The 21,400-nt window shown below is 59.6% G+C and carries 18 protein-coding genes; 11 read left to right on the plus strand and 7 right to left on the minus strand.

Going from position 1 to position 21,400, the window contains the following annotated elements; all coding sequences use genetic code 11:
- The first annotated feature begins 35 nt into the window (after positions 1 to 35).
- The 5 genes from TBK1r_RS36740 (at position 36) to TBK1r_RS36760 (ending at position 6,540) form a co-directional block, all read left to right on the plus strand.
- Positions 36 to 950, plus strand: coding sequence for an efflux RND transporter periplasmic adaptor subunit (locus TBK1r_RS36740; protein WP_145221213.1), 915 nt, complete (start codon positions 36 to 38; stop codon positions 948 to 950).
- Between the two features lie 7 nt (positions 951 to 957).
- Entirely contained in the window at positions 958 to 2,868 is a 1,911-nt protein-coding gene (locus TBK1r_RS36745; RefSeq protein ID WP_145221215.1) for an efflux RND transporter periplasmic adaptor subunit, read from the plus strand.
- A gap of 86 nt (positions 2,869 to 2,954) precedes the next feature.
- Positions 2,955 to 5,138 carry an HlyD family efflux transporter periplasmic adaptor subunit gene (locus TBK1r_RS36750; RefSeq protein ID WP_145221218.1) on the plus strand — a complete coding sequence of 728 codons (2,184 nt, stop codon included), beginning with the start codon at positions 2,955 to 2,957 and terminating at the stop codon, positions 5,136 to 5,138.
- Between the two features lie 53 nt (positions 5,139 to 5,191).
- Positions 5,192 to 5,716 (plus strand): methylated-DNA--[protein]-cysteine S-methyltransferase, encoded by a 525-nt coding sequence (locus TBK1r_RS36755; protein WP_145221221.1) that lies wholly within the window; start codon positions 5,192 to 5,194, stop codon positions 5,714 to 5,716.
- Positions 5,713 to 6,540: a class I SAM-dependent methyltransferase gene (locus tag TBK1r_RS36760; RefSeq protein ID WP_145221224.1), complete on the plus strand. Its 828-nt coding sequence runs from the start codon at positions 5,713 to 5,715 to the stop codon at positions 6,538 to 6,540. Before TBK1r_RS36755 ends, TBK1r_RS36760 begins: the two co-directional genes overlap by 4 nt.
- 58 nt (positions 6,541 to 6,598) lie before the next feature.
- Here the strand turns inward: TBK1r_RS36760 and TBK1r_RS36765 are convergent, their stop codons facing one another.
- The 3 genes from TBK1r_RS36765 to TBK1r_RS36775 form a co-directional block, all read right to left on the minus strand.
- A complete protein-coding gene (locus tag TBK1r_RS36765) occupies positions 6,599 to 7,054 on the minus strand; it encodes a PH domain-containing protein (RefSeq protein WP_145221227.1) in 456 nt (151 codons plus the stop codon).
- The gene (locus tag TBK1r_RS36770) at positions 7,051 to 8,073 is read right to left on the minus strand and encodes a hypothetical protein (RefSeq protein ID WP_145221230.1); all 1,023 of its coding nucleotides are present in this window, start codon (positions 8,071 to 8,073) and stop codon (positions 7,051 to 7,053) included. Before TBK1r_RS36770 ends, TBK1r_RS36765 begins: the two co-directional genes overlap by 4 nt.
- A 240-nt stretch (positions 8,074 to 8,313) precedes the next feature.
- Positions 8,314 to 9,054, minus strand: coding sequence for a TVP38/TMEM64 family protein (locus tag TBK1r_RS36775; protein ID WP_419580751.1), 741 nt, complete (start codon positions 9,052 to 9,054; stop codon positions 8,314 to 8,316).
- 207 nt (positions 9,055 to 9,261) lie between these two features.
- Here TBK1r_RS36775 and TBK1r_RS36780 point away from each other — a divergent pair, with 207 nt between their 5' ends.
- The 3 genes from TBK1r_RS36780 to TBK1r_RS36790 all read left to right on the plus strand — a co-directional run bounded on the left by TBK1r_RS36780 (position 9,262) and on the right by TBK1r_RS36790 (position 12,287).
- Positions 9,262 to 9,981, plus strand: a complete 720-nt coding sequence (locus tag TBK1r_RS36780) for a hypothetical protein (RefSeq protein WP_145221236.1) — start codon at positions 9,262 to 9,264, stop codon at positions 9,979 to 9,981.
- The gene (locus TBK1r_RS36785; protein WP_145221239.1) at positions 9,956 to 11,371 is read left to right on the plus strand and encodes a sporulation protein; all 1,416 of its coding nucleotides are present in this window, start codon (positions 9,956 to 9,958) and stop codon (positions 11,369 to 11,371) included. Before TBK1r_RS36780 ends, TBK1r_RS36785 begins: the two co-directional genes overlap by 26 nt.
- 112 nt (positions 11,372 to 11,483) lie before the next feature.
- The gene (locus TBK1r_RS36790) at positions 11,484 to 12,287 is read left to right on the plus strand and encodes a phosphoribosylformylglycinamidine synthase subunit PurQ (RefSeq protein ID WP_145221240.1); all 804 of its coding nucleotides are present in this window, start codon (positions 11,484 to 11,486) and stop codon (positions 12,285 to 12,287) included.
- 158 nt (positions 12,288 to 12,445) lie between these two features.
- Here TBK1r_RS36790 and TBK1r_RS36795 read toward each other — a convergent pair whose 3' ends face one another.
- Entirely contained in the window at positions 12,446 to 12,922 is a 477-nt protein-coding gene (locus tag TBK1r_RS36795) for a thiol-disulfide oxidoreductase DCC family protein (RefSeq protein WP_145221243.1), read from the minus strand.
- Positions 12,923 to 13,027: 105 nt separating this feature from the next.
- Between TBK1r_RS36795 and TBK1r_RS36800 the strand changes: the two genes are divergently transcribed.
- Complete coding sequence (locus TBK1r_RS36800; protein WP_145221246.1) at positions 13,028 to 14,686, plus strand: hypothetical protein; 1,659 nt, start codon at positions 13,028 to 13,030, stop codon at positions 14,684 to 14,686.
- Positions 14,687 to 14,777: 91 nt separating this feature from the next.
- Positions 14,778 to 15,923: a radical SAM family heme chaperone HemW gene (gene hemW, locus TBK1r_RS36805; protein ID WP_145221249.1), complete on the plus strand. Its 1,146-nt coding sequence runs from the start codon at positions 14,778 to 14,780 to the stop codon at positions 15,921 to 15,923.
- A gap of 42 nt (positions 15,924 to 15,965) precedes the next feature.
- On the opposite strand, the gene TBK1r_RS36810 is transcribed toward hemW, so the two are convergent.
- The 3 genes from TBK1r_RS36810 to TBK1r_RS36820 form a co-directional block, all read right to left on the minus strand.
- Entirely contained in the window at positions 15,966 to 17,594 is a 1,629-nt protein-coding gene (locus TBK1r_RS36810; RefSeq protein ID WP_145221252.1) for a hybrid sensor histidine kinase/response regulator, read from the minus strand.
- Between the two features lie 345 nt (positions 17,595 to 17,939).
- On the minus strand, positions 17,940 to 19,475 hold the full coding sequence (locus tag TBK1r_RS36815) for an IS1380 family transposase (RefSeq protein ID WP_145207156.1): 1,536 nt from the start codon (positions 19,473 to 19,475) through the stop codon (positions 17,940 to 17,942).
- A gap of 239 nt (positions 19,476 to 19,714) precedes the next feature.
- Complete coding sequence (locus TBK1r_RS36820) at positions 19,715 to 20,743, minus strand: ZIP family metal transporter (RefSeq protein WP_145221256.1); 1,029 nt, start codon at positions 20,741 to 20,743, stop codon at positions 19,715 to 19,717.
- Between the two features lie 168 nt (positions 20,744 to 20,911).
- Between TBK1r_RS36820 and TBK1r_RS36825 the strand changes: the two genes are divergently transcribed.
- The gene (locus TBK1r_RS36825; protein WP_145221259.1) at positions 20,912 to 21,355 is read left to right on the plus strand and encodes a Fur family transcriptional regulator; all 444 of its coding nucleotides are present in this window, start codon (positions 20,912 to 20,914) and stop codon (positions 21,353 to 21,355) included.
- The last annotated feature ends 45 nt before the right edge of the window (positions 21,356 to 21,400 follow it).

Genomic DNA, 21,400 nt, shown 5'->3' on the forward strand with positions numbered 1-21,400 from the left:
CGGCTCAATCCACGGAGGGCAAGCCGAACGTCACCATGAACATCACTGCCCCACACCTCTTCAGCGGCCTGCTGGTCGCTTGTTGTTGTGCATGCCTTTGCCTGGATGCCGACCGCTGCCACGCCGCGCCGCCCGGCCAAACGCAAATCGATACGCCGGCGGAGCACCTCGACGCCTTCAGCGGATTCACCGAGCCGTTTCGTGAAATCGAACTCTGCGTCGCCGAAAGCGGTTCGGTCGATACGGTCTTGATCCATCGCGGAATGAAGGTCGATGAGGGGCAGTTGCTGATAACGCTCGACTGCGACGTGTTGCAGGCCAGCCGAAACGTAGCCTCTGCCAGGGCCGAATCCAGATCACGAATCGATGCCCTGATCATCGAATCCGATCTAAAGCACCAACGCTATGAAAAACTTCAACAACTGCTCGACGACGGTGCGGGCAGTGTCGAAGAGGTTCGCCGCGCGAAAGCCGATGCGTCGGTGGCCATGCTGGAGGTCGATGCGGCGCGGGAAGAGATACGGCTGAGGAAACTCGAATTGCGAGAAATCGAAGCTCGTATCGAGCAACGACGGGTCTACAGCCCGATCTCGGGCGTGATCACCGACGTGACGAAGCAGCCGGGAGAGTACGTCTCACTGCAAGAACCACATGTCGCCACCGTTGTGCAATTGGATCGGCTGCGTGTCACCCTGTTTGTGCCAACCTCGGTCGCCGGTTCGCTGGACTCAATGTCGGAGGTCGACCTGTGGCAACCTGAATCCGATCAGCGTTGCGTCGGTCGCGTCGACTATGTCGGTGTCGTGACCGAAGCGGACAGCGGACGGGTGCGTGTCGACCTGCTGATCGACAACCCGAATCGTCACTATCGAAGTGGTGTGCGCTGTCAATTGCAGGCCACCCGCGCGAGGATTCGCCCGACAACGCTGACGGCCACACCAAAGGATTAGCACAGCGATGGACCAACTGCGAAGCGACACCGCGCAGATGCCCCTGGCGATCGGCCGGACCATTCGGCCCCGCCACGACGACGGTGCCAATGACCCACGACAGCTGCACTGGATCGCGGATCTACAGGCGCGATTGACGGAGTTGCTGGCGCGTGGGAGAAGCCTTGACCAGACCATCGCCGCCGCGCTGAGTCTGCAAGCGGAGCGTCCCGCCGTACGAGGCATGCTGCTGGTACGTCGCGCCAAAAACGGCGATCTTTCGGTCGCCTCGCGCACCCTGGACGCAGCAAAACACGACGTCCACAAACTCCAGGCGTGGCTGTTGCCGAAGGCCGCCGAATCGCTGGCCAAGGGGCGGCCGGTGATCGCTTCAAGCGTCGAAGACCGCGTGGAATGCATCGCGCTGGCCACGAGGTCGCTTGAATTTGCCGCCGTCGTAACTGTCGTGCGGTGGCCCATTGGCAATGCGCAGCGGGCGATCGAGTTGAGTGTCGCCCAGTCGGTCCTGAGCTTCTTGGAGTACGCGGCACAGCAACAGCGACTTGAGGAGACGTTCGGCCAAACACGGATGGCCGCGGCGTCGCTCGAACTGGTTCAGCGCATTCAAGACGCGGCGACGATTGATCAGGCATGCCTGGTCACCGCGGCACAGCTGCAACAACACCTTCAATGTGACCAGGTATTTGTCGGCTTGGTCGGGCGACGAGGCAGGCGTGATGCCGCGGGAGCGTGCCGCGTCAGGGCGGCGTCCAAGTTGCCGACGATCGACCCCTATTGCGAAACCATGCTCAACATGAAAGCGGTCTTGGATGAAGCGGTGGGTCGGGGAACGATCGGATCCTGGCCGCCGCTGCCCGGAATCCGAACGCATCAGTTGTTGGCCCACAAACAGTTTGCCGGGCGCGATTCGTTGGTGATCACGGTTCCCTTGAGCGACCGCGCAGGCCAGGTCATCGGTGCGTTGGCAGCCACCGGGCGACGTGAATTGGCAACCGATCCGGAATTCACACGTTTTCTTTCAGCCATCGAACAACCCGTGGGAGAGGCATTGAGCGTGGTCGCGCGACATCAACGCAGCGCCGCCGGCCGGTTGCTTCGCGGCGCGTTTGCGAAACAACATCGGCTCAAGCAGATCGTCGCGTTGGTCACCATGTTTGCTGCCGGCATCGTGCTGGCCTGTCCTTGGCCGTATACGATTCGATGCCGAAGCGTGACCGAACCGGTGGAACGCCGGTTCTGCGTCGCGCCACATGACGGATTGCTAGAAACCACCTTGGCCGAACCGGGCGACGTGGTGCGGGCCGGACAATGTCTCGCCAACTTGGACGGTAGTGAGATCTTGTGGGAACTGGCCGGCGTGACGGCGGAACACTCGCGGGCCGAAGCGAAGCGAGACGCGCACCAGGCACGCTACGAAACACCGCAAGCGGTGATGGCCGACTTGCAAGCCCGCGCCTTGGCGAACAAGCAAGCACTCTTGCGGTTTCGGCAATCGAATCTTCAAGTCCGCAGCCCGATCGACGGCATCGTCCTGTCGGGAAGTCTGGATCGGCGTGAAAACTACCCGGTGACCAAGGGACAAGTGTTGTATGAGGTCGCACCACTGGATCGTCTGCGTGTCGAGGTGGCGGTCCCCGCCGAAGAGGTCGCCCACGTCGAAACCGGTGACCGCGTGACGCTGTTTCTGGAAGGGATGGGAAGCGAGACCGCCGAAGGAACGATTGACAAGATCCGCCCCCGCGCCGAAGTGCGGGGTCAACGGAACGTTTTCGTCGCCGAAGTGATCCTGGAAAATCACGATCAAACCCTGCGTCCCGGTATGCAAGCAACGGCAAAGGTCAGCACCGATTCAAAACGCATCGCATGGATCTTGTTTCATCACGCCGCGGAGAAAGCCAGGGCGGCCTGGTTCTTCTGAAAACCGGAAGGATGTTTCAAATCTCAAAACCTGAAACCTGAAACCTGAAACCTGAAACTTGAAACCTGAAACTTGAAACTTGAAACTTGAAACTTGAAACTCCTCTCCCCCCCGCCCCACACCTGACCGTCGACATCCTTGGGCTCTGTCCCTCGGTTCGCGACGACGTGCGGGTTGCGGTTCAGGTGTATGGCGGGCGGACGTGTTATGTGATCGAAGACGTTTTGCGCAGCAAGTTCTATCGACTGGGACTTGCCGAATACACGTTCGTCTCGTTGCTGGACGGTCAGACAACGATCGCCGAAGCGATGGGGCAGACGGCGGAGATCTGCGGCAGCGATGGATTAGAGGAACGCGAAGTCGCCACGCTCTGCAAATGGCTGCTGGAATGTTCCATCATCACGACCGAGCAGTCCAGCTGCGAGAATCGGCTGGAGGAAGGGCGTGTCAAACAACAGACGCGCAGAGTGCTGGGCGGCGTCAATCCGATGATCCAGAAGATTCCGCTGTTCAATCCGATGCCGGTTTTACGTCCACTGGATCCGTTGGGCAAACTTATTTTCGGCGTTTGGGGAGGGGTAGTCTGGAGTCTCGTGGTCGGCTACGCGGCGTTTGCGTTGTGGGAATCCTGGGACGCGTTTACTGGCGCGGGGATGCACGTGTTGGCGCGGCAGAACTGGCTGGTGCTGCTGGCCACCTGGTTGGGGCTGAAGCTGATTCACGAAGCCGGTCACGCGTTGGCCTGCCGTCGATTCGGAGGTCATGTCCGCGAGTCGGGGATCGTGCTGATTCTGTTTGCACCGATGCCCTACGTCGATGTGACCAGCGGCTGGAAGATCGACGGCAAGTGGCAGCGGGTCATCATTTCGGCAGCGGGAATGTACGCCGAAATCTTCTGTGCGGCGATTGCGGCATTGGTGTGGACGTCCAGCTTCGATCCGTTGGTCCGTCAGCATGCGATGAATGTGATCGTGACCGCATCGTTAATGACGCTGTTGGTCAACGCGAATCCGTTGATGCGTTTCGACGGGTACTACATGATGATCGATGCCTTGGAACTGCCCAACCTGGCAACACATGGACGGCGGTGGTTGGCCACGGCGACGCGCCGCTATTTCTTGGGGATCGACGTCCGCGGTCCCGATCGGGGCGAAGGCAGTCCGGCCATCGTCGTCGCGTATGCCATCGCAGCGCTGGTGTGGCGGTGGATCGTCTGTGTCTCGCTGCTGCTCTCGGCCGAAGTGTTGATGCACGGGGTGGGAAAGGCGATCGCGATCGTCGCAATCGGATTGTGGGTGGGGCCGACGTGTTGTCGTTGGATCCGCATGATCCTGCAGAACCGCTTGGTGCGTCATCGCCGCCTGGGTTGGATCACCGCGGCGGCATCCGCAACCCTGTGGATGTGCTGGTCGGTGGTGCCGTGGTACTCGCGTGGAACCGTACCGCTGGTCGTCGATTACCACCATCCGCACGAAGTACGAATCGGCGCGGATGGATTCTTGGACGAACTTTCGGTGTCGGTCGGGGACGTTGTCTCGCGCGGACAGATCCTGGCTCGGCTGAGCAATCGCGAACTGGAATTGGAGTACCGCGATGTGTTGTTGGATCTGGAAACATCCGATGCCCGCTATCGAGGTTTCCTCAGTTCCGAATCGATCGCCGCAGCAGGTGTGGAGCAGAAGGTGCAAGCGTCGTTACGAAGCCGACTGGCACAACTGGAAGGACAGCTCTCCGGGCTGGTCGTTTGCTCGCCGGCCGACGGTGTGATTGCACAGTGTGATGTGCAATCGTGTGTGGGGACATTCATCCATCGGGGCGAACGTTTGTTGGTGATCGGATCCCATGGCAGCGAAACAATGCTGGGGCTGGTCGATCAAGCCGATGTCGAGGCATTTCGGCGTGCCCAAGGACAACGGGTCGACGTTCGCTTGTGGGGCATGGGCGAGCGACCGATCGCGGGCCGAATCGATCGCGTGTTGCCGCGGGCCGAATTGTCGCTGCCGCACGCCGCCTTGGGGGCTGACGCCGGAGGCCCGTTGCCGGTGCGGCCGAACCCGCAAGCGACTGACGATTCGGATGCGATGGAGTTGATCGCACCCAGGTTTCCGGTGCTGATCGATCTGGTCGGCGGCGAAACCGATCGCGTGTTGCCCGGACAAACCGGATACGCGCGGCTGGTTTATCGCGACGGCACCCTGGGAAGAGCCGTGCGGGATTCGCTGACCGACTGGATTGAAGACAAACGGGCGATGTTGAGAATGCATCGTTAGCGTATAACAGGGCATCTCGCAAACTCCGCCCCCTTCGACTCGGTTCACGCTCCATGACCTTGACGACCGCTCAATTGACCGCCCAGGCCGGCGTGCAGCAGGACCATTGGACCGCGTTGGGGAACATGGTTTCGACGTGGACCGCGGCGGGACTTTATTCCTTGCGTTGGCAAGAACGCACAGGCTCTCATGACAGCCCAGGCTCCGATGACGGCCCAGTCGCCGGTGACCCGCGCGGGGAAGATTTGGATCAACGGTTACGCGAGTACTTTGCGACCGGCCACGCGGATTTCGACGCCATTGAGTTGGACACACAGGGCTGGACGCCGTTTACCAATCAGGTCTATCGGTGTTGTCGCGCGATCGCGCCGGGCACGACGATCACCTACCAGGAATTGGCTCAGCGGGCGGGCAACAAGGCAGCCAGCCGCGCGGTCGGGGCGGCGATGTCGCGCAATCGCATTTTGTTGGTCATTCCCTGCCACCGAGTGGTCAGCGCCGGGGGTGGCTTACGTGGCTTTAGCGCACCGGGCGGGTTGCAAACCAAACAGTTTCTCTTGGACTTGGAAACAGAATGAGCGAAACGCGGTTCGCGTTCGGTGAAAACTGGGCATCGTTTCTAAACCATCTGGACGAAGATCGCATCGACCAGGCATGCCGTTCGTTGACCGGGTTGCTAGGTCTTGATGACGCCGCCGGACGTCCGCTGGACGGTCAACGCTTTCTGGATCTCGGCAGCGGCAGCGGACTGTTTTCACTGGCCGCCTATCGGTTGGGGGCGGAGGTCGTGTCGATCGACTTTGATCCTCACAGTGTCGCCTGCACCGAACAGCTTCGGCAGCGTGAATCGGCGGACCCGATGAAATGGAAAATTCTTCAAGGCTCCGCGTTGGATCAATCGCTGATGGAATCGCTGGGACAGTTTGACGTCGTCTACAGCTGGGGTGTACTGCATCACACCGGGCAAATGGAACGAGCGATCGAACTGGCAGCGGCGCGTGTGGCGGTCGGCGGACGATTTGCGATCGCGATTTATAACGACCAGGGCGGCGGCAGTCGGCGATGGCTGGGGATCAAGCAGCTGTACCATCGATTGCCAAAGTGGGCGCGCCCCGTGTGGGTCGCGGCGGTCGCGTCGTGGTACGAATTCAAGTTCGCCCTGGCCCGGCTAGCCGGCGGACGCAATCCGCTGCCCTTTGCCGACTGGCGGAAAAAGCGAACCGATCGCGGCATGTCGGCGTGGCACGATTGGGTCGACTGGATCGGTGGGCTGCCCTTTGAAGTCGCCAAACCCGAAGCCATCATCGTGCCGTTGGTCGCCAAACACTTCCAGCTGATCAACCTGAGCACCGTCGGCAACGGATGGGGCTGCAACGAATACGTCTTCAAAAAAGTGGCGTAAGCTTCCAGCTTGCGAATTCCAGGCTGAACGCAAGCTGGAAGCTTACGCCGCTTGGCCACTACCCCGCTTGCTTGACCGCTTCGGTCAACTCTTCAATAAACCGTTCCCGATCGGCCGGCGAGACGAGATAGAAACGCGAGGCGGTGCTGATCTTCACCCGCCGCACCGACAGTGCCGGTCCACTCAACCAGCTGCCGCTCGGCTCGATTGCTTTGACTTGATGCAGCGGCACGCGTTGGAACAGGATGCCGCAACGGATCGACAACGTGTCCGGCAGGATGGTGTATCGACAGGGGACGGTGAACAGGCCCGTGACCAGCAGGGTCCCGGCTCCGGCCAGCAAGCAAATCAGGGCGTCCTGTTGCCTGCCTTGCTGTAACAGCACGACCGTCAAGCCGACACAAATCATCGGCCCCAGCATCAGCAGGACCGCGATCCACCAATCCACGGCTGAAACATAGACGGATTGACGTGGCATCGTCGTGGTGTGGCCGGGTGCCGCGTCATCGGTCATGGAGCTGGCTCGTTCGGGTGACTGGGATCGCCGGTTGGCAGTTCGTCTTCGTCCGTGGCTGCTTCATTCAACGCCTCTTCCTCTTCCCTCATCAACTGGACGGCTTCTGCCATGGCGGCAGCAAAATCGACGATTTCGTCACGCTGGGCCCGGGTCACGCTCAGGTGACGAAAGATATCGGTTTCGTTCTTTTTTAGCTGCCCCTCGTCCACCGTCAATGTGATGCCGATTGCGGACAGATAATCACTCTCGTCGCAGGTCGGACAATCGGCGAGTCGCAGTTCGACATAGGCGGCATCGGAATCCGATGCGATCTGCAGTTTCTTCAGTGCGTCGAAGTTTCCGTTGCGGATCTGCATCCAGGCCGGGTCGGTGGTGGAAACCGGCAGCACGGCCAGCTCTTCGGTCTCCTCGTTCCATCGGTAACAGTGTTCGCAGAAGGGTCGATTGCCGTACGCGGCCATTCCTGAAACGTATGCGGTTCCGAAGATCAGTGCGGCTTCCAGCACCCAGATCGCCACCGCTCCCCAACCGGAAAGCGCCCCCGCACCGCCCCCGCCCATCGCCCAGATGCCCTCGGCAAAGATCCCTTTCATCCAGCCCAAAATCACGATCGGATCAAAGCCTTGGATCATCAACGGGACGAAGTCACCGCCGAGTTCACCGGGGCCGATCACCAACGCAGGGTGCACCGCCCATGAACTGTAGTAACCGATCGCCGTGAATCCGATCACGGTCAAGAACGCCATCAGCCGACTGCGATACTTTAATTTGAAGCACAGCGAACCGGCGATCAGACCGAACCCGCCGCCGACGAAGAAAGTGACCAGACCACGAAGCTTGATGAACGGCAGATAGACGACGGCCGCCGAGTAGATCGCGCCAAACAGAACGCCCAACGGAATCAGCACCACGGCCGCGATCACCAAACTGGCCGGCGAGACCTTGCCGCTGTGCCGATAGAGCGTCGGAGCAGACGCGATCGTCGAGCCCGGGGGATCGGAAAATGTATCACTCATCTCATCCGCCTTCGTATTGTTTCCATGATTAGTGATCCGAGCGGAAAAGGGGTCAGGCACCAAAAATGCGAAGCACCCGTTGGGCCATTTGGTTTTTGGTGCCTGACCCCTTTTCCGCGGCACCCTCAATTCAAGAGTTGAAAGAGGGCTAGTTTATCAAGAAAGCTCAACGATCGCTCACCCGTCCTGCCCATCGGTCGACCAGGATCTTGAAGACCGTCATTCATCGCCCCGACGGTCTTAAGTTCGATCGGCGTACCCCGGCGTCTCGGCTAACGAAGCACAACGAATCTCTTTGAGCCGTCGTATCGCGATCGGCGGCAGGGCGAGACTGACGAGGGTTGCGACGGACAGCGACAGCACCGAACTGATCCAGCGGAAGTGCAGCGATTGTTCGGAGTCGACTGCCATCGCGGCGGCATGGACATACAACAGTTGTGGCACCACGGCGACCGCGGCCGCAGCCACGTAGGGTACGAAGCGGGCGCCGGCGGCGCCCATCGAATAACTGATGATGGTGGTCGGGACCGGTGCGAGGCGCACGAGTAAATGGATGCCGAAGCCGGCATCCTGCGCCAGCTGCCCCGCCGCGCGCGGCCAACTGATCGGCGGCTCGATCGACGCGTCTCGGTCCTCCCCGACGTCGCGCTGCGGGTCGAGGGACGATCGATTTGAATAAAAATAACCGCCCGCTCCGATCCAGTACTTTCCGATCGTGTAGTTTAGGGCGGCGGCAGTGACGGCCGTCACCAACATGATCGGACATCCGTCTTGCGTGCCGAACAACGCTCCCGCGGCAAGCGACACCATTGTCTTCGGCATCATCATCGTCATCAACAGCGTTCCGGTGACGATGAACAACAGCGGCGCCCAATTTCCCGTCGATTGCAGCCAGAGAGAGAGGTCGTCGAAACGATAGCCGGAAAGAACGAGCAGCAGACCGAACGCAGCAAACCCCAGGGGTAGAGAAACCCTTCTCATGAGCGAGGCGGTCTTTGGAGAAGGAATCATCGAGAGGACCGTGTCTGTCATTGCAGCATCGACAGGCTGGAAGCCGATCCCACCCTGTTTCCACCAGATATCCACTGATCCATCAAGCAAGCCGCCCGCTCCAGCGAGCATCATAACAAAATGACAGAGTTCGCGAAAACTTCCGCATCGGCCTCGGAACGGAATCTTCATCCTCGCGTGCCCCCACGCGACCGTGACTTCAAGTCTTCAGACGCCTTGCAGCCCGCGTCGCGGTGGCCGGCGGCCAACCTGTTTCGCAACCCCTTCGGCGAATTGACGCGCAGCGAACGCGCCGAACTGGCGGTGGTCCCGGTCGCCGAGATCGTCGCGGCGATTGGTGAACCAAGCGTCGACGAACCAGCGATCGGCGACGCCCCCCTCACGTTTCGCCCCTGGTCCGCCTACCAGATGATCGGCGAGTGCGGCCGCGGCAAGACGACACGCATGCTGGCGATCGCCAAGGCCTTTCCCTCGTCCAGCTACGTCTACTTGCCCGAAGACCAGCCTTGCCCGACGATTCCCACCGGCGAACCGTTGCTGATCGATGAAGCACAACGGCTCCCCTGGCGGATCCGCCGCAAGGTGTTCGCCAGCGGCGCAACCCTGGTCCTGGCCACCCATCAAGACTTGTCGACCGCCCTGCGACGCGCCGGTTACACGGTGACGACGGAGAAGATCGGTCTGTCGCTGTCGGTCGGACAATTGGCCGAAATCCTCAACCGGCGAATCGTGGCCTCGCGTCGCGATCACCGGCAACCCGTACCACGCATCAGCGACGAAGATGCCGACGCATTGATTCGGCGGTTCGGGACCGATGTGCGGGGCATCGAAAGTTATCTTTACGACATCGTGCAGTCCCAAGTGAATCATCATGGCGAAATGCGATTTATCGATTGAGCTCGACCACCCCGAACGAATTTATTCAGGTGGCGACAAGATCACCGGCACTCTGCACGTCCTGGCCGATGCCGACGTGAAGTGCAAAGGGCTGGAGGTGTCCTCGGGCTGGCGAACGCATGGACGAGGCAACATCGCACGGGGCGTCGCCGAATCCATCACGCTGTTTGTCGGTGAATGGACCTCCGGCCAGCGCGAGTCGTATCGATTCGAGCTGGAAGTCGCCGATTGGCCGCCCAGCTACCACGGCAACTACATCAACGTCGATCACTACATCGATGCACGGGCCAAAATCCCCTGGGCGTTCGATCCGAAAGCGTCCCAGGAATTCGTGATGCGTCCGGCCACCGGGCCCGACACTGCCGACGCACAAGTGGCGGCGGCGGTCGGCGGATGCATCGGATATGGATTGGTCGCCCTGGTGCTGGGTCTGATGGTCGTCGCGTTCGGCTTCCTGATCGTCACCTTTGTCGTCAATCCGTTTGCGGGTCTGGTCGCCGGAGCCATCATCATCCCATTGGTCGGCTTTTTCGTCGCCAAAAAGCTGTTGCCGAAGTGGCTGCTGGGCAACGTCCAGGCCGAGCTGCTGACGCCCCAGGTGGCGCCCGGTGACCGCGTTCGCGCCCGACTCGCCTTCCAGCCCAAGCGTCGCTTTACGATCAATTCGATCAGCGCCGAGTTGACCGGAACCGAGGTCTGCGTCAGCGGCAGCGGCAGCAATCGCACGACGCACCGACACACGTTTTTCACCGATCGACACGAACTGGAAGGCCAGTCGACGCTGCAAGCCGGCGACCGCAAGGAGTTCAATCTTGATTTTCCGATCCCCGGCGATGTGCCTTATTCGTTTGATCTGGCTGACAACGACTTGAATTGGACGATCGATTTGCGTGTCGATATTCCACGCTGGCCGGACTGGACGCAGTCGCTGAAATTGCTGGTCCATCCCAATGGCCAACCGATCCAGCGGCCCGAGACGACCGAGCCGCATGCGGCGCTCGGCGCGACCGACGACGGGACCGACGCCGCATCGCCACAGCACGACGAGATCACCTTTGCCGAAACCGCCACGCATCTTTGGGAAGCTCGCCACGACGCCGAACAGGTGGATCTGTTGGTCGAAGCGGTGACCGGAATGACGTTCGAAATCGACACCTTCATCGAGCGGCGATTGCTCTACAGCGGCGAAGAGGACCCGCACGTCTACGACGACGGCTATGCCGTTTGGGCCCGCCACAGCGATCCTCCGCTGCCGCTGGTGCTGTATATCCCCCACGAATTAGCGGACGAATTCGAGCAAGCCGGCCGCGACCTGTGGCGCTGTCGCGGCACGATCGTCGGCTGGGACCACCAGCACCGACGCCTGCAAATCAAGGTTTTGGTCCGCTAGGAAAGCAAGCCGGCACGGAATAAACTCCGGGCACCGGAATAGGCCGCCCGCCGCGCCGATGCGGCCGTCTGCCTATCGTGCCCCCCAACCATCCGTCTCGCAAGCCTTCGACATGTCGTCCCCCCGAGTCCTCGTGTTACGTGCCCCGGGCACTAACTGCGACGAAGAAACTGCGTATGCCTTTCAACGTGCCGGCGCGACCACCGAGCGGGTTCACGTCAATCGGCTGATCGAAAATCCGACGCTCAAGGACCGTTATCAAATCCTCTGCCTGCCCGGCGGATTCAGCTACGGGGACGACATCGCCGCCGGCCGCATTCTGGCCACGCGAATGCGAAACCACCTCGCCGATCTGGTGGACACCTTCGTCCACGGCAACGGCGACCGACTGGTGCTGGGAATCTGCAACGGAATGCAAGTGCTGATGCGGTTGGGCGTGCTGACCGAAAACGTCGAAGCCGCCGGTGGTCACGAACCGGCCACGCTGGCCTGGAACAATCACGGGCGGTTCGAGGATCGTTGGGTGGATCTGGCCACCGACGGGACCAAGTGCGTGTTCTTGCGCGACATCGAGCACATGTATCTGCCGATGGCCCACGCCGAAGGCAAATTTGTCGCCCGGGATCAAGCGGTGCTGGGCGAATTGCGCGACGCCGGACGACTCTGCCTGCGTTACGCCCGTGATGCCGATGGCACCGTCGAAGAGACTCCGCTGGAATTTCCAGCCAACCCCAACGGCGCCGACGCCAACGTCGCGGGCGTCTGTGATGCGACCGGCCGAGTGTTCGGCTTGATGCCACACCCCGAGCGTCACATCGACCCGACCCAGCACCCCTACTGGACGCGCCGCAAAGAACAGCCGGCCGCCGGAGACGGGTTGGCGATGTTCCAAAACGCCGTCAACTGGTTCGCCTAGCCCCCACCGTGCCGCAAGCCTCGGGACGTGAAGAGTATTGCTGATGCACGTCGCACTCCTCGGTGTCGTGAGAAAACTCGCGGGCACCAACCCGCTCGCAGTTTCACGCCAGCGGCGTGTCACATCAAGTTCCGGTCACCACCAGATCGCCAACCCCACTACTCCCCAAAGTGGACCGCGCAGGAATCGTTTTCGCAGGCCCCTTGGCCTGATTTCTTACCCGCCAGTTTGTAGCGCCGCTTGGCGATTTGGTTGTACATCCAGCGCCACAGGCTCGCCGATCCGGGCAGGTGCAGAATCGGTGCGGCCAACCACAGTAGCGGCAAACGCCGGCTCAGGTATCGCACCGCGTCCCCGCCACCATGCCGGCGACCCTGGGAATCGACGACGTACATTTCTGCCATCAGCCGATCGTGTGTCAGGTCCGGATACCGCTCCGCGACCCGCGGATCATGCAGCGACAAGAAAGACAATCGGCCGCCGCAACAGTCCAGCCGCCGCAGGTTTTTGACCTGCGCGATGCAGAAATTGCAGTCCCCGTCATAAATCACCACATCGGCATCAGGCAGCTCCGCCGGGTCGGGTAAACCGTTTTCGGCACCAGTGGAGAGCGATTGGGTGGCTGGATCGGCCATGAAATTGCGAAAAAAGAGGTAAGACGGGGGGGAATCACGCTGCCATTAAGCTGCCCACGGTTCCTATACTTGATTGTAGGCCGCAACACACCCAAGGCTACCGCCATGAACCGAATTGAATCTCAAGTTCGCAACGCACGACGTCGCCTCATTTTAGGCAATTTCGGGCGTGCCCTCTGTCTCGCCCTGTTCGCCGCGCTCATTGTGGCGACGATCGCCTGTGCGGTCCCGGGCATCCGCGCACTTGATGTTGACGTGGAAACCTGGAATTTGGCCTGGATCGTCGGCTCGATCGTAGTCGCCGTCGCCGGAGCGTTGGTTTACGCCCTGGCCACCGCGCCGAGTCGCGACCGCGTCGCTCTGGAAGTCGACAAACGCTTCGGGCTGAGCGAACGGCTCAGCAGCTCGCTCTCGATGTCTGCCGCAGACCGCGAGTCGGAGTTCGGCTTGGCCGTGATCAGCGACGCCGATCGGCGCGCCGACAAAATCAAGATCGCCGAAAAGTTCGGCTACCAACCGAGTCGACTCGGTTGGCTGCCCCTGGCGATCACGCCCATCCTGGTCCTGGTTTTGATCCTGGTCGATCCCGCCACACCGGTTGCCCCCGATGGTTCCAACGAGATCGATCCGGCCGTGGCCGCCCAAGTCAAACGCGCGTCGTTGCAACTGAAAAAGCGTATTGCACAACAAAAACGCAACGCCGAAGCCAAGGGGCTCCAAGACGCCAAGGATCTCTTTGAAAAACTCGAGAAAGACCTCAACCAGATCACCGAAAAGAAAAACATCGATCGAAAAGAAGCGATGATCGCGCTCAACGATCTAAAGAAACAACTCGAAGAACGTCGCGAGCAACTCGGGTCGGGCGATCAGATGCGCAAGGCGATGGCGCAAATGAACTCGCTACAAGCCGGACCGGCCAATGAGGCCGCCCAGTCGATCGCCAAGGGTGACTTCGGAAAGGCCGAGCAGGTGATGCGCAAGCTCGCCCAAAAAATGAAAGACGGCACGCTCAGCGACAAAGAAAAAGAACAGCTGCAAAAACAAGTCCAGCAGTTGAAGGACCAACTCGAAAAAGCGATCGCCGAGCAGAAACGCAAGCAGGCCGAACTGAAAGAAAAGATCGAACAAGCCAAACGCGAAGGCCGGTCCGAAGATGCCGCCAAAATGCAGCAACAGCTCAACGAAATGCAGCAACAATCCAAACAGCAATCGCAGCAAATGCAGCAGATGGCCGACAAGCTCGGCCAAGCGGCCCAGGCGATGCAGAACGGCGACTCCAAGCAAGCCGCCAACGCCCTCGATGCAATGGCCGACCAACTCGGTGACATGCAGCAAGAGATGAGCGAACTGCAAGACCTGGAAGACGCGATGAACGACCTGTCGCAATCCAAAGAACAAATGCGATGCAGTTCCTGTGGCGGTGCCGGTTGCCAACAATGCCAAGGCATGGGAATGGGCATGGGCGAAGGCGACAAACCCGGTGACGGACTCGGCGAAGGCGCCGGACAAGGAGACCGGCCGGAAGAAGAAGGCGATACCAACACCTACGAGACTCAGGTCCGCGGCCAAGTCAAGAAAGGCAAAGCCGTGATCTCCGGTTTCGCCGACGGTCCCAACCGCAAAGGCATCAGCCGCGAAGACGTCAAACGCGCGATCGAAAGCTCGTTCAGCGAAGAAAGCGATCCGCTGGAGAACCAGCAACTGCCCCGCACCGAACGTGAGCACGCCATGGATTACTTCAACAAGCTCCGCGCCGGGGAATAAGCGGAAGTGATGTAAGCATCTTGCTTGCCAGACAACGTCACCGCAAGCTGGAAGCGTACGCCACGATTCGCAAGCTGGAAGCTTACGTCACATGGATTGGCCCACTCCTCGATCCGCGTATGTGCATGTGCCGTTCTGTCGGCACCGATGCGGGTACTGCAATTTCAGTGTCGTCGCCGATCGCGATGACTTGATGCAGCGTTACCTCGCGGCGATCGATCACGAACTGGAACAGATTGCCCAACGACTGCAACGTGTCCCGATCATCGACACCTTATTCGTCGGTGGCGGGACACCGACGCATCTGCCCAACGCGCTGCTGGAAACGTTTCTCCTGTCGCTTCGTCGCCGATTCGAACTCTCCGAGGGTTTTGAATGGACGATGGAAGCGAATCCAGAGGACATCACCGCGGAAAAGCTAGCGATGCTGTCCGAATTCGGCGTCAACCGCGTCAGCCTGGGCGTTCAATCGTTTCAGGATCGCAAGCTGGCGGTGCTGGAACGAAGTCACTCCGGGCAGTCGGCCGAGGCGATCGTCCAGCAGGTCGCCGGCACGATCCCCAATGTCTCCATCGACCTGATCTTTGCCGCCCCCGGTGAATCGCTCTCCAACTGGGCGCGGGACCTTCGCACCGCCACAGCCCTTCCGATCAGGCATGTCTCGACGTACTCGCTGACGTACGAGAAAGGCACGTCGTTCTGGACCCGTCGTCGCCGCGGTGATCTGTCCGCAGTCGACGAATCGGTGGAAATCACGATGTATGACCTGAGCCGCCGCGTCTTAGCCGAGGCGGGTTTGACGCACTATGAAATCTCCAACTTCGCGAAACCGGGATTTCGTTGCCGGCATAATCTGGCGTACTGGCGGGGCGATGGCTGGTTCGCCGCCGGTCCCGGTGCCGCCGCCTTCATCGATGGCGTGCGGGCCACCAACCATCGCAGCACCACGACCTATTTGAAGCGGATCGAAAATGGCGACAGCGCGATCGCGGAGTCGGAAACGATCTCAGCGGCCGAAGCGGCACGGGAAGGTGCCGCGTTCGGCGTCCGGATGATCGACGGAATCGACCTGCAACAACTGCACTCACGCACCGGCATCGCCATCGAAACCCTCTGCGCCCAGCAGCTCAACGAACTTCAATCGCAAGGCCTGATCGATCGCGACGGCCATCAGATCAAGTTGACCCCGCGAGGCATCCACTTCGCCGACACCGTCGCGTCGGAACTGTTAGGTTAACCGCCCGCGCAACCGATTGCCAACGAGGCTCCTGCCCCTTTCTCAATCCGCCTGAACTTCCGACTTCACATCCGAGAGGGCACCGCGCAACTTCTCGGCAGAGACTGGCTTGTTGAGGTGCATGTCGAAACCCGCCGCCTTCGCAGCCTCAGCTTCGCTACTTAAGGCCTCTCCCGTGACCGCGACCAGGGGCACCGAAGCGACCCGATCATCCGCACGCACTTGTCTGGCAAATTCGTGGCCATCGATTTCGGGCATTTGAATGTCAGAGAAAATGACGGACGGTGCCCGCCTGCTAATCTCGTCCCACGCTTCTTTGACACTAGAGGCCGCCCGTACGCGATGCCCTTCTGCCTCGAGCAAACATCGCAGAACATATCTGTTGGCTGACTGGTCGTCGACAACCAGAATGTCCAGCGGCAAATCGCAGGTCTGTCCAGATTCCACCGAGTCAGCTTGGCTCAAGGATATCGGCTCTCCCGTCGAGGGTAATCGGACGGTCGCACGACATCCGCTCCCCCGCCCTTGGCTGGCCATCGTAATTTGTCCATCATGCAACTCGACGAGTCGGCGGACGAGGGAAAGTCCAATCCCGAGTCCGCGCTGTCGTGATCGGGCGGACGGGGCCTGATGGAACAAATCAAACACCCGTTTCAGTTCTTGTTCGGAAAGTCCGATTCCGTCGTCAGAGACAACGAGGCAGCCCTGATCGCTAGCGCTGAAAACCTCAACCTGAATGTTTCCATGCTTCTGAGTGTAACGGCAAGCGTTGGTTAAGAGATTGGTCACAACCTGGATCAATCGAGACTGATCGGCATAGACCCAGCAGGGGCGTTCATCACCCAACACCGTCAAACTCAACGATTTTGTTTTGAGCGAGTCTTGGATGGTTTCTGCAGAATGACGTACAATGCTCACTAAGTCGCAGGGACCGCGTGACAACTTAATTTTCCCTCGCTCGATACGAGAGAGATCCAGCAACTCATCAACCAGGCGAGTCAGTTGCCGGGATTGCTGCAACAGCACGTTGTACATCTCTTGTTGTTCATTCTCGCCAACCTGACCATTTGCCAACAACTGTGCGATGCCCAACACCGGCGTCATTGGGTTTCGCAGCTCATGTGACAACTCGGCCATGAACACGCTCTTACGCCTCGACACTTCGGTCGCATCGTTCAGTTGCTGAAGCAACCGCAGTTCGGTTTCAAGCGAACGGCAAACATCAGTGAGAGATTCCACATCGGCTTCGGTCCAATCACGAGGTTCGGTATCGATCGCACAAAGCGATCCGACGCAATATCCACCTTCAACGAAGATCGGTATTCCAAGATAGGCTCGAACCCCTAATTCGGAGACCGCCAAATTGTTTCGCACTAATGGATCGTTGGTCGCGTCGACAATAATCAACGGCTCGCCGCGATTGACGCAGTGTTGACAGAACGAGTGCGAAAGCGGTGTCTGCCTCTCGGCGTCCCAAGGTGGCGGCAATCCAATGCAACTCTTAAAAAATTGGCGGTGATCATCCACCAGCGAGACGAGCGCGACCGGGACATCGAGTAGCTTCGCCACCAAACGAGTGAATCGATCGTAGATCGGATCAGGTTCGCTATCGAGCAACCCAAGAGCCTGAAGAGAAGCAAGCCGCCCGGCATCGTCAAGGGATTGGCGCATTCAGTTACATCCATTCATGTCGTTAGTGATCCGTACCATTCTAGTGAAAGGTATGGAATATGTCGTAACAAAACTGGACGACAAGGCACGCCCCCCGCGGAGAGGAACACGCAACCGATTAGCGTTTCCACGGACCGGTCCAAACGCCCTAGGCCTCAATCAAGCGAACGCTAGCGTGGATTTTGCGTGACGCTTTCGGATTTTTGAGGCGCAGCAGCACGCTTGGGAGCACTGCTCCTTATTGGAAATTCGCATGGTATCGTGCTCATAAATTCGCTTCTCTCGGGTTAGGCGTTAGCGGCGGTACCGAAGCATCCGGACTTCGGCTTCGTTGGTTTCGACGTGTCACGTTCGAAGCGGCATCGCAATATGGTCACTGAGTGTGAACAAGTTTTCGACGCCGAGACGGTATGTCAAAATCCGCAGCTTCAGTTGACGCGATGAGCGGATGACTTGGGCCGGAATCTGGATCAACGAAGTCAAGAACGTCGAGAACTCCATTTTGATCACACGATCACGAAGGCGTTTTCGCGTCTTTCTCTGCCCGGGATTCCCTTTGACGCGGACCATCATTCCACTCCAAAGCTTCAGCGTCCAGGCAAGAGAAGCAATCAACATGTACGCCCAGTTGCTTTCCAGCGAATCCAGCGGCGCGGTCAATGCGTGACTCGCCTTGAGCTGGCTAATCGTGTTTTCCTGATCACAGCGATTGTTGCCGTCTCCGATCAGTTCACGCGACTGTTTTTCTTCCTTTGGTTCGTTGCTGATGTAGAAGAAGTACTTTTCGGTGCTGAACAAGAATTGCTGCCCACTCGTGACGTCGATGTCTTTGCGAACGGCAACCATCCGGTAGGGACGCTTGCAATTGCCAGGCTGATACGGGAACTCGGCATAGCTTTCAGCACGCAGCTTCTTGTTCTCGTAGCCGTTTTCTACGACGATTTCCTCTTTGTAGTTGGGTCGTTTTGCACGCGGATTCTCAGAAGTCTTTTTCTGCCGCCGAAGCGGTTTCCATGCTGATTCGTCGAGGGAGTCGGCAATTGCGGTCAGTGTTTTGTTGGCGTCATAGCCAAACACGAAACGGACATCCTGCGCGTCCCATCGATCGAGATGTTGGGTTGACGAAAAGTCCGTGTCGCCACGCAACAGGATCTTTCGAAACCCAGCATTGCGACATAGTTCGATCGCCCTGTCAAAGTAGAACGATGAGCCTTCACCGCTCGGGCGATTGCCGCTGCGGTTGGCCAGGTACAGTAACTCGTTGGTTTCCGCGAGCGTAACGACCAGTGGATGGTAGCCCCATTGTCCTTTGTAGTTGATTCCGATGCCCTCTTTCTTTTCACCGCAAGTCTCGACCATCGTGCCATCGGCTTCAATGGTGGCCTGCTCGAAGAACGCATCGGATTGTTGTTTCCAAACCTTCTTGCGTGCCACGTTGATTCCCTGCATCAATAGCAGTAGCTTGAAGCCATCAAAACGACGGCAAAAGTCACCAGCAGTTGTCGGATCGGGAATCCGTTCAGCGCCCAGTGCGTCCAGATACGCCTCGTCGGTGCGGCGATGCTCCAAATGTTCGAGGCAGGTCCCACCGGCCAATAGATTCAGGGCAATGTTGAGCACGTGATCGGCTTCGTCGTACGGCGCGTGAAGCTTGAACACCGGTGCGGACTGGTTGATGTGCTTTCGCAATCCGAGTTGCTCGACAAGCTGCATGACCATGCCGATACCGCCACAGGAAACCGCCTCAACTTTCTCGGCCAGTTCGTACTTTGCCCGCAAGGGGCGAATCATGGGCGTATGTGTCTTACCCTTCTTCTTGTCGATACGTTGTAGAAGAACTCGCTTGCGGCGCAGCAACCGACGGCGTAAGTTGTCGTTCACTCGAAATCCTCCGTTGAGTGAGTGCGTTGAAGTTGTCGTTATCTCCAATACACCCGCAAAACGCCGAGGGTTTCGAGTTTTTTCAATTTTTCACCATCAAGCGTTCGCTTGATTGAGGCCTAGGCAGAAGGTAGATTGGTCGAGGCAAGCCCCCGGCCCGCCCAGATGGGCCCTGCTGCGAAAAAGGGGTCAGGCCTCTTTGATACAAATCGCTCAACAAAGAGGCCTGACCCCTTTGTTCAATAGTGATGGTCGTGTTCGGCGGTGCCGTCGGGGCTGTGATCGTGGGTGTGGCCGGGTAGGTTTTCGATGCCGATTGCGACGACGACACCCAACAGCAATGCGATCGTCAACTTGACGCGGTCATGGTCGTGAAAGGCCACTTCGGGTAACAGATCTGCCAGCGCGATGCAGATGAAGAAACCGGCCGAGATCGCCAAGCCCCAGCCCAGAATCCCGGTGCCCTCTAACACCGTCGTTGCCCCCAGGTACATCAAAAATGCTCCCAGCGGGCAGGCCAACGAAAACAGCATGCTGACCAGTCGCTGTGCGGCCGACGACCAACCCTGCTTGCTCATCACCGACGTGATCGCAAACGAATCGAGCGGAATGTGTAGCGCGATCACCAAAAACGTACCGATGCCCGCCAGCCCCATCCAGGAACCGTGGGACGCGTCGGCGATCACGCTGCTGGCCAACGCGACGCCGTCGATCAGCGTGTGCAGTGCCAGACCGAAAAAGACGCCGGCCCAACCGAACCGCTTCGGCTTGGCCGAGTGGTCGTGACCGTGGTCGTGGTGGTGATGGCCGTCGCAGTGATGCTCGTGCTCGCCCGCCTGCTCGCCCGCCTGCTCGCCCGCCTGCTCGCCCGCCTGCTCGCCCGCCTGCTCGCCCGTCCGCTCGCCCGTCCGCTCGCCCGTCTGCTCGCCCACCGGACCGTCGGTTCCAGCGGCCGGACTGTCGGCACCGTTGGCGAAGCTTGATTCGCGGGTACCGTGATCGTGCGTGTGGAACAGCCGGATCAGCAAGAACATCGAAATCAGACCGAGCAGCGCGCCCATCCCGGTCATGGAAGACGATCCCAAGATCTCACCGGCATGTGGCAGCAAATGCAGCATCGCGATGCCGAGCATCAACCCGCCCACAGCGCTCATCAAGAGCTGTGTTCGCAGGTGCGTCATGTGGATCAAATCCGACAGCCGCCCACCGGTGTTGGAGGCGACGAAGATGAACACGCAATAGACGAACAGCAGTGAAACGGGCGACATGGCTGGATCAACAGAGAATGGGGCTGACCGGCGAAATGGTACGCCAACCGGCCGGCTTCGCCTATGGGTAACACGAGTGCACTTGCAACCGTATTGCAACTGGGTACGATCTAGTTTGACAGCGTCCTTTTGGCATCGTTCCCCGGCCGAACAACAGAAATCAAAGCGATGACTGCAGCGAATGATCCCGTCAAGGACGAAATCCGTCGATCCGGGCTGCGCGCCACACCGGCTCGCCTGGCGACGCTGTTGTTGCTGCGCGAGTCGACTTCGCCGCTGACGCATGCCGAAGTGTCCCAGCAGCTCGCCGACAGGGGGATCGACCGGGCGACGGCGTTCCGCAATCTCAACGACTTGGCCGAAGTGGGATTGCTGCGTCGCACCGAACTCGGCGATCACGTCTGGCGATTCGAAGCGGTCCGTGGCCAACCCCAAGACGACACCGGTCACCCGCACTTTCTGTGCGTTGATTGCGGCACGGTGTCCTGCTTGGACGACGTGAAACTGACCGCGGGCAGTCTGCGACAGAGCGCAAAGATCGGCGAGATCACAGAAATCCTGCTGCGCGGTCACTGCAACGGTTGCGGCGACACGTCAGCGACACGCCAATAATCAGCGACACGCCAAGAAGTTGGCTGGCGGAAACCGAGCGAACCA

Source organism: Stieleria magnilauensis, from assembly GCA_007753675.1.
Taxonomy (GTDB): domain Bacteria; phylum Planctomycetota; class Planctomycetia; order Pirellulales; family Pirellulaceae; genus Stieleria; species Stieleria magnilauensis.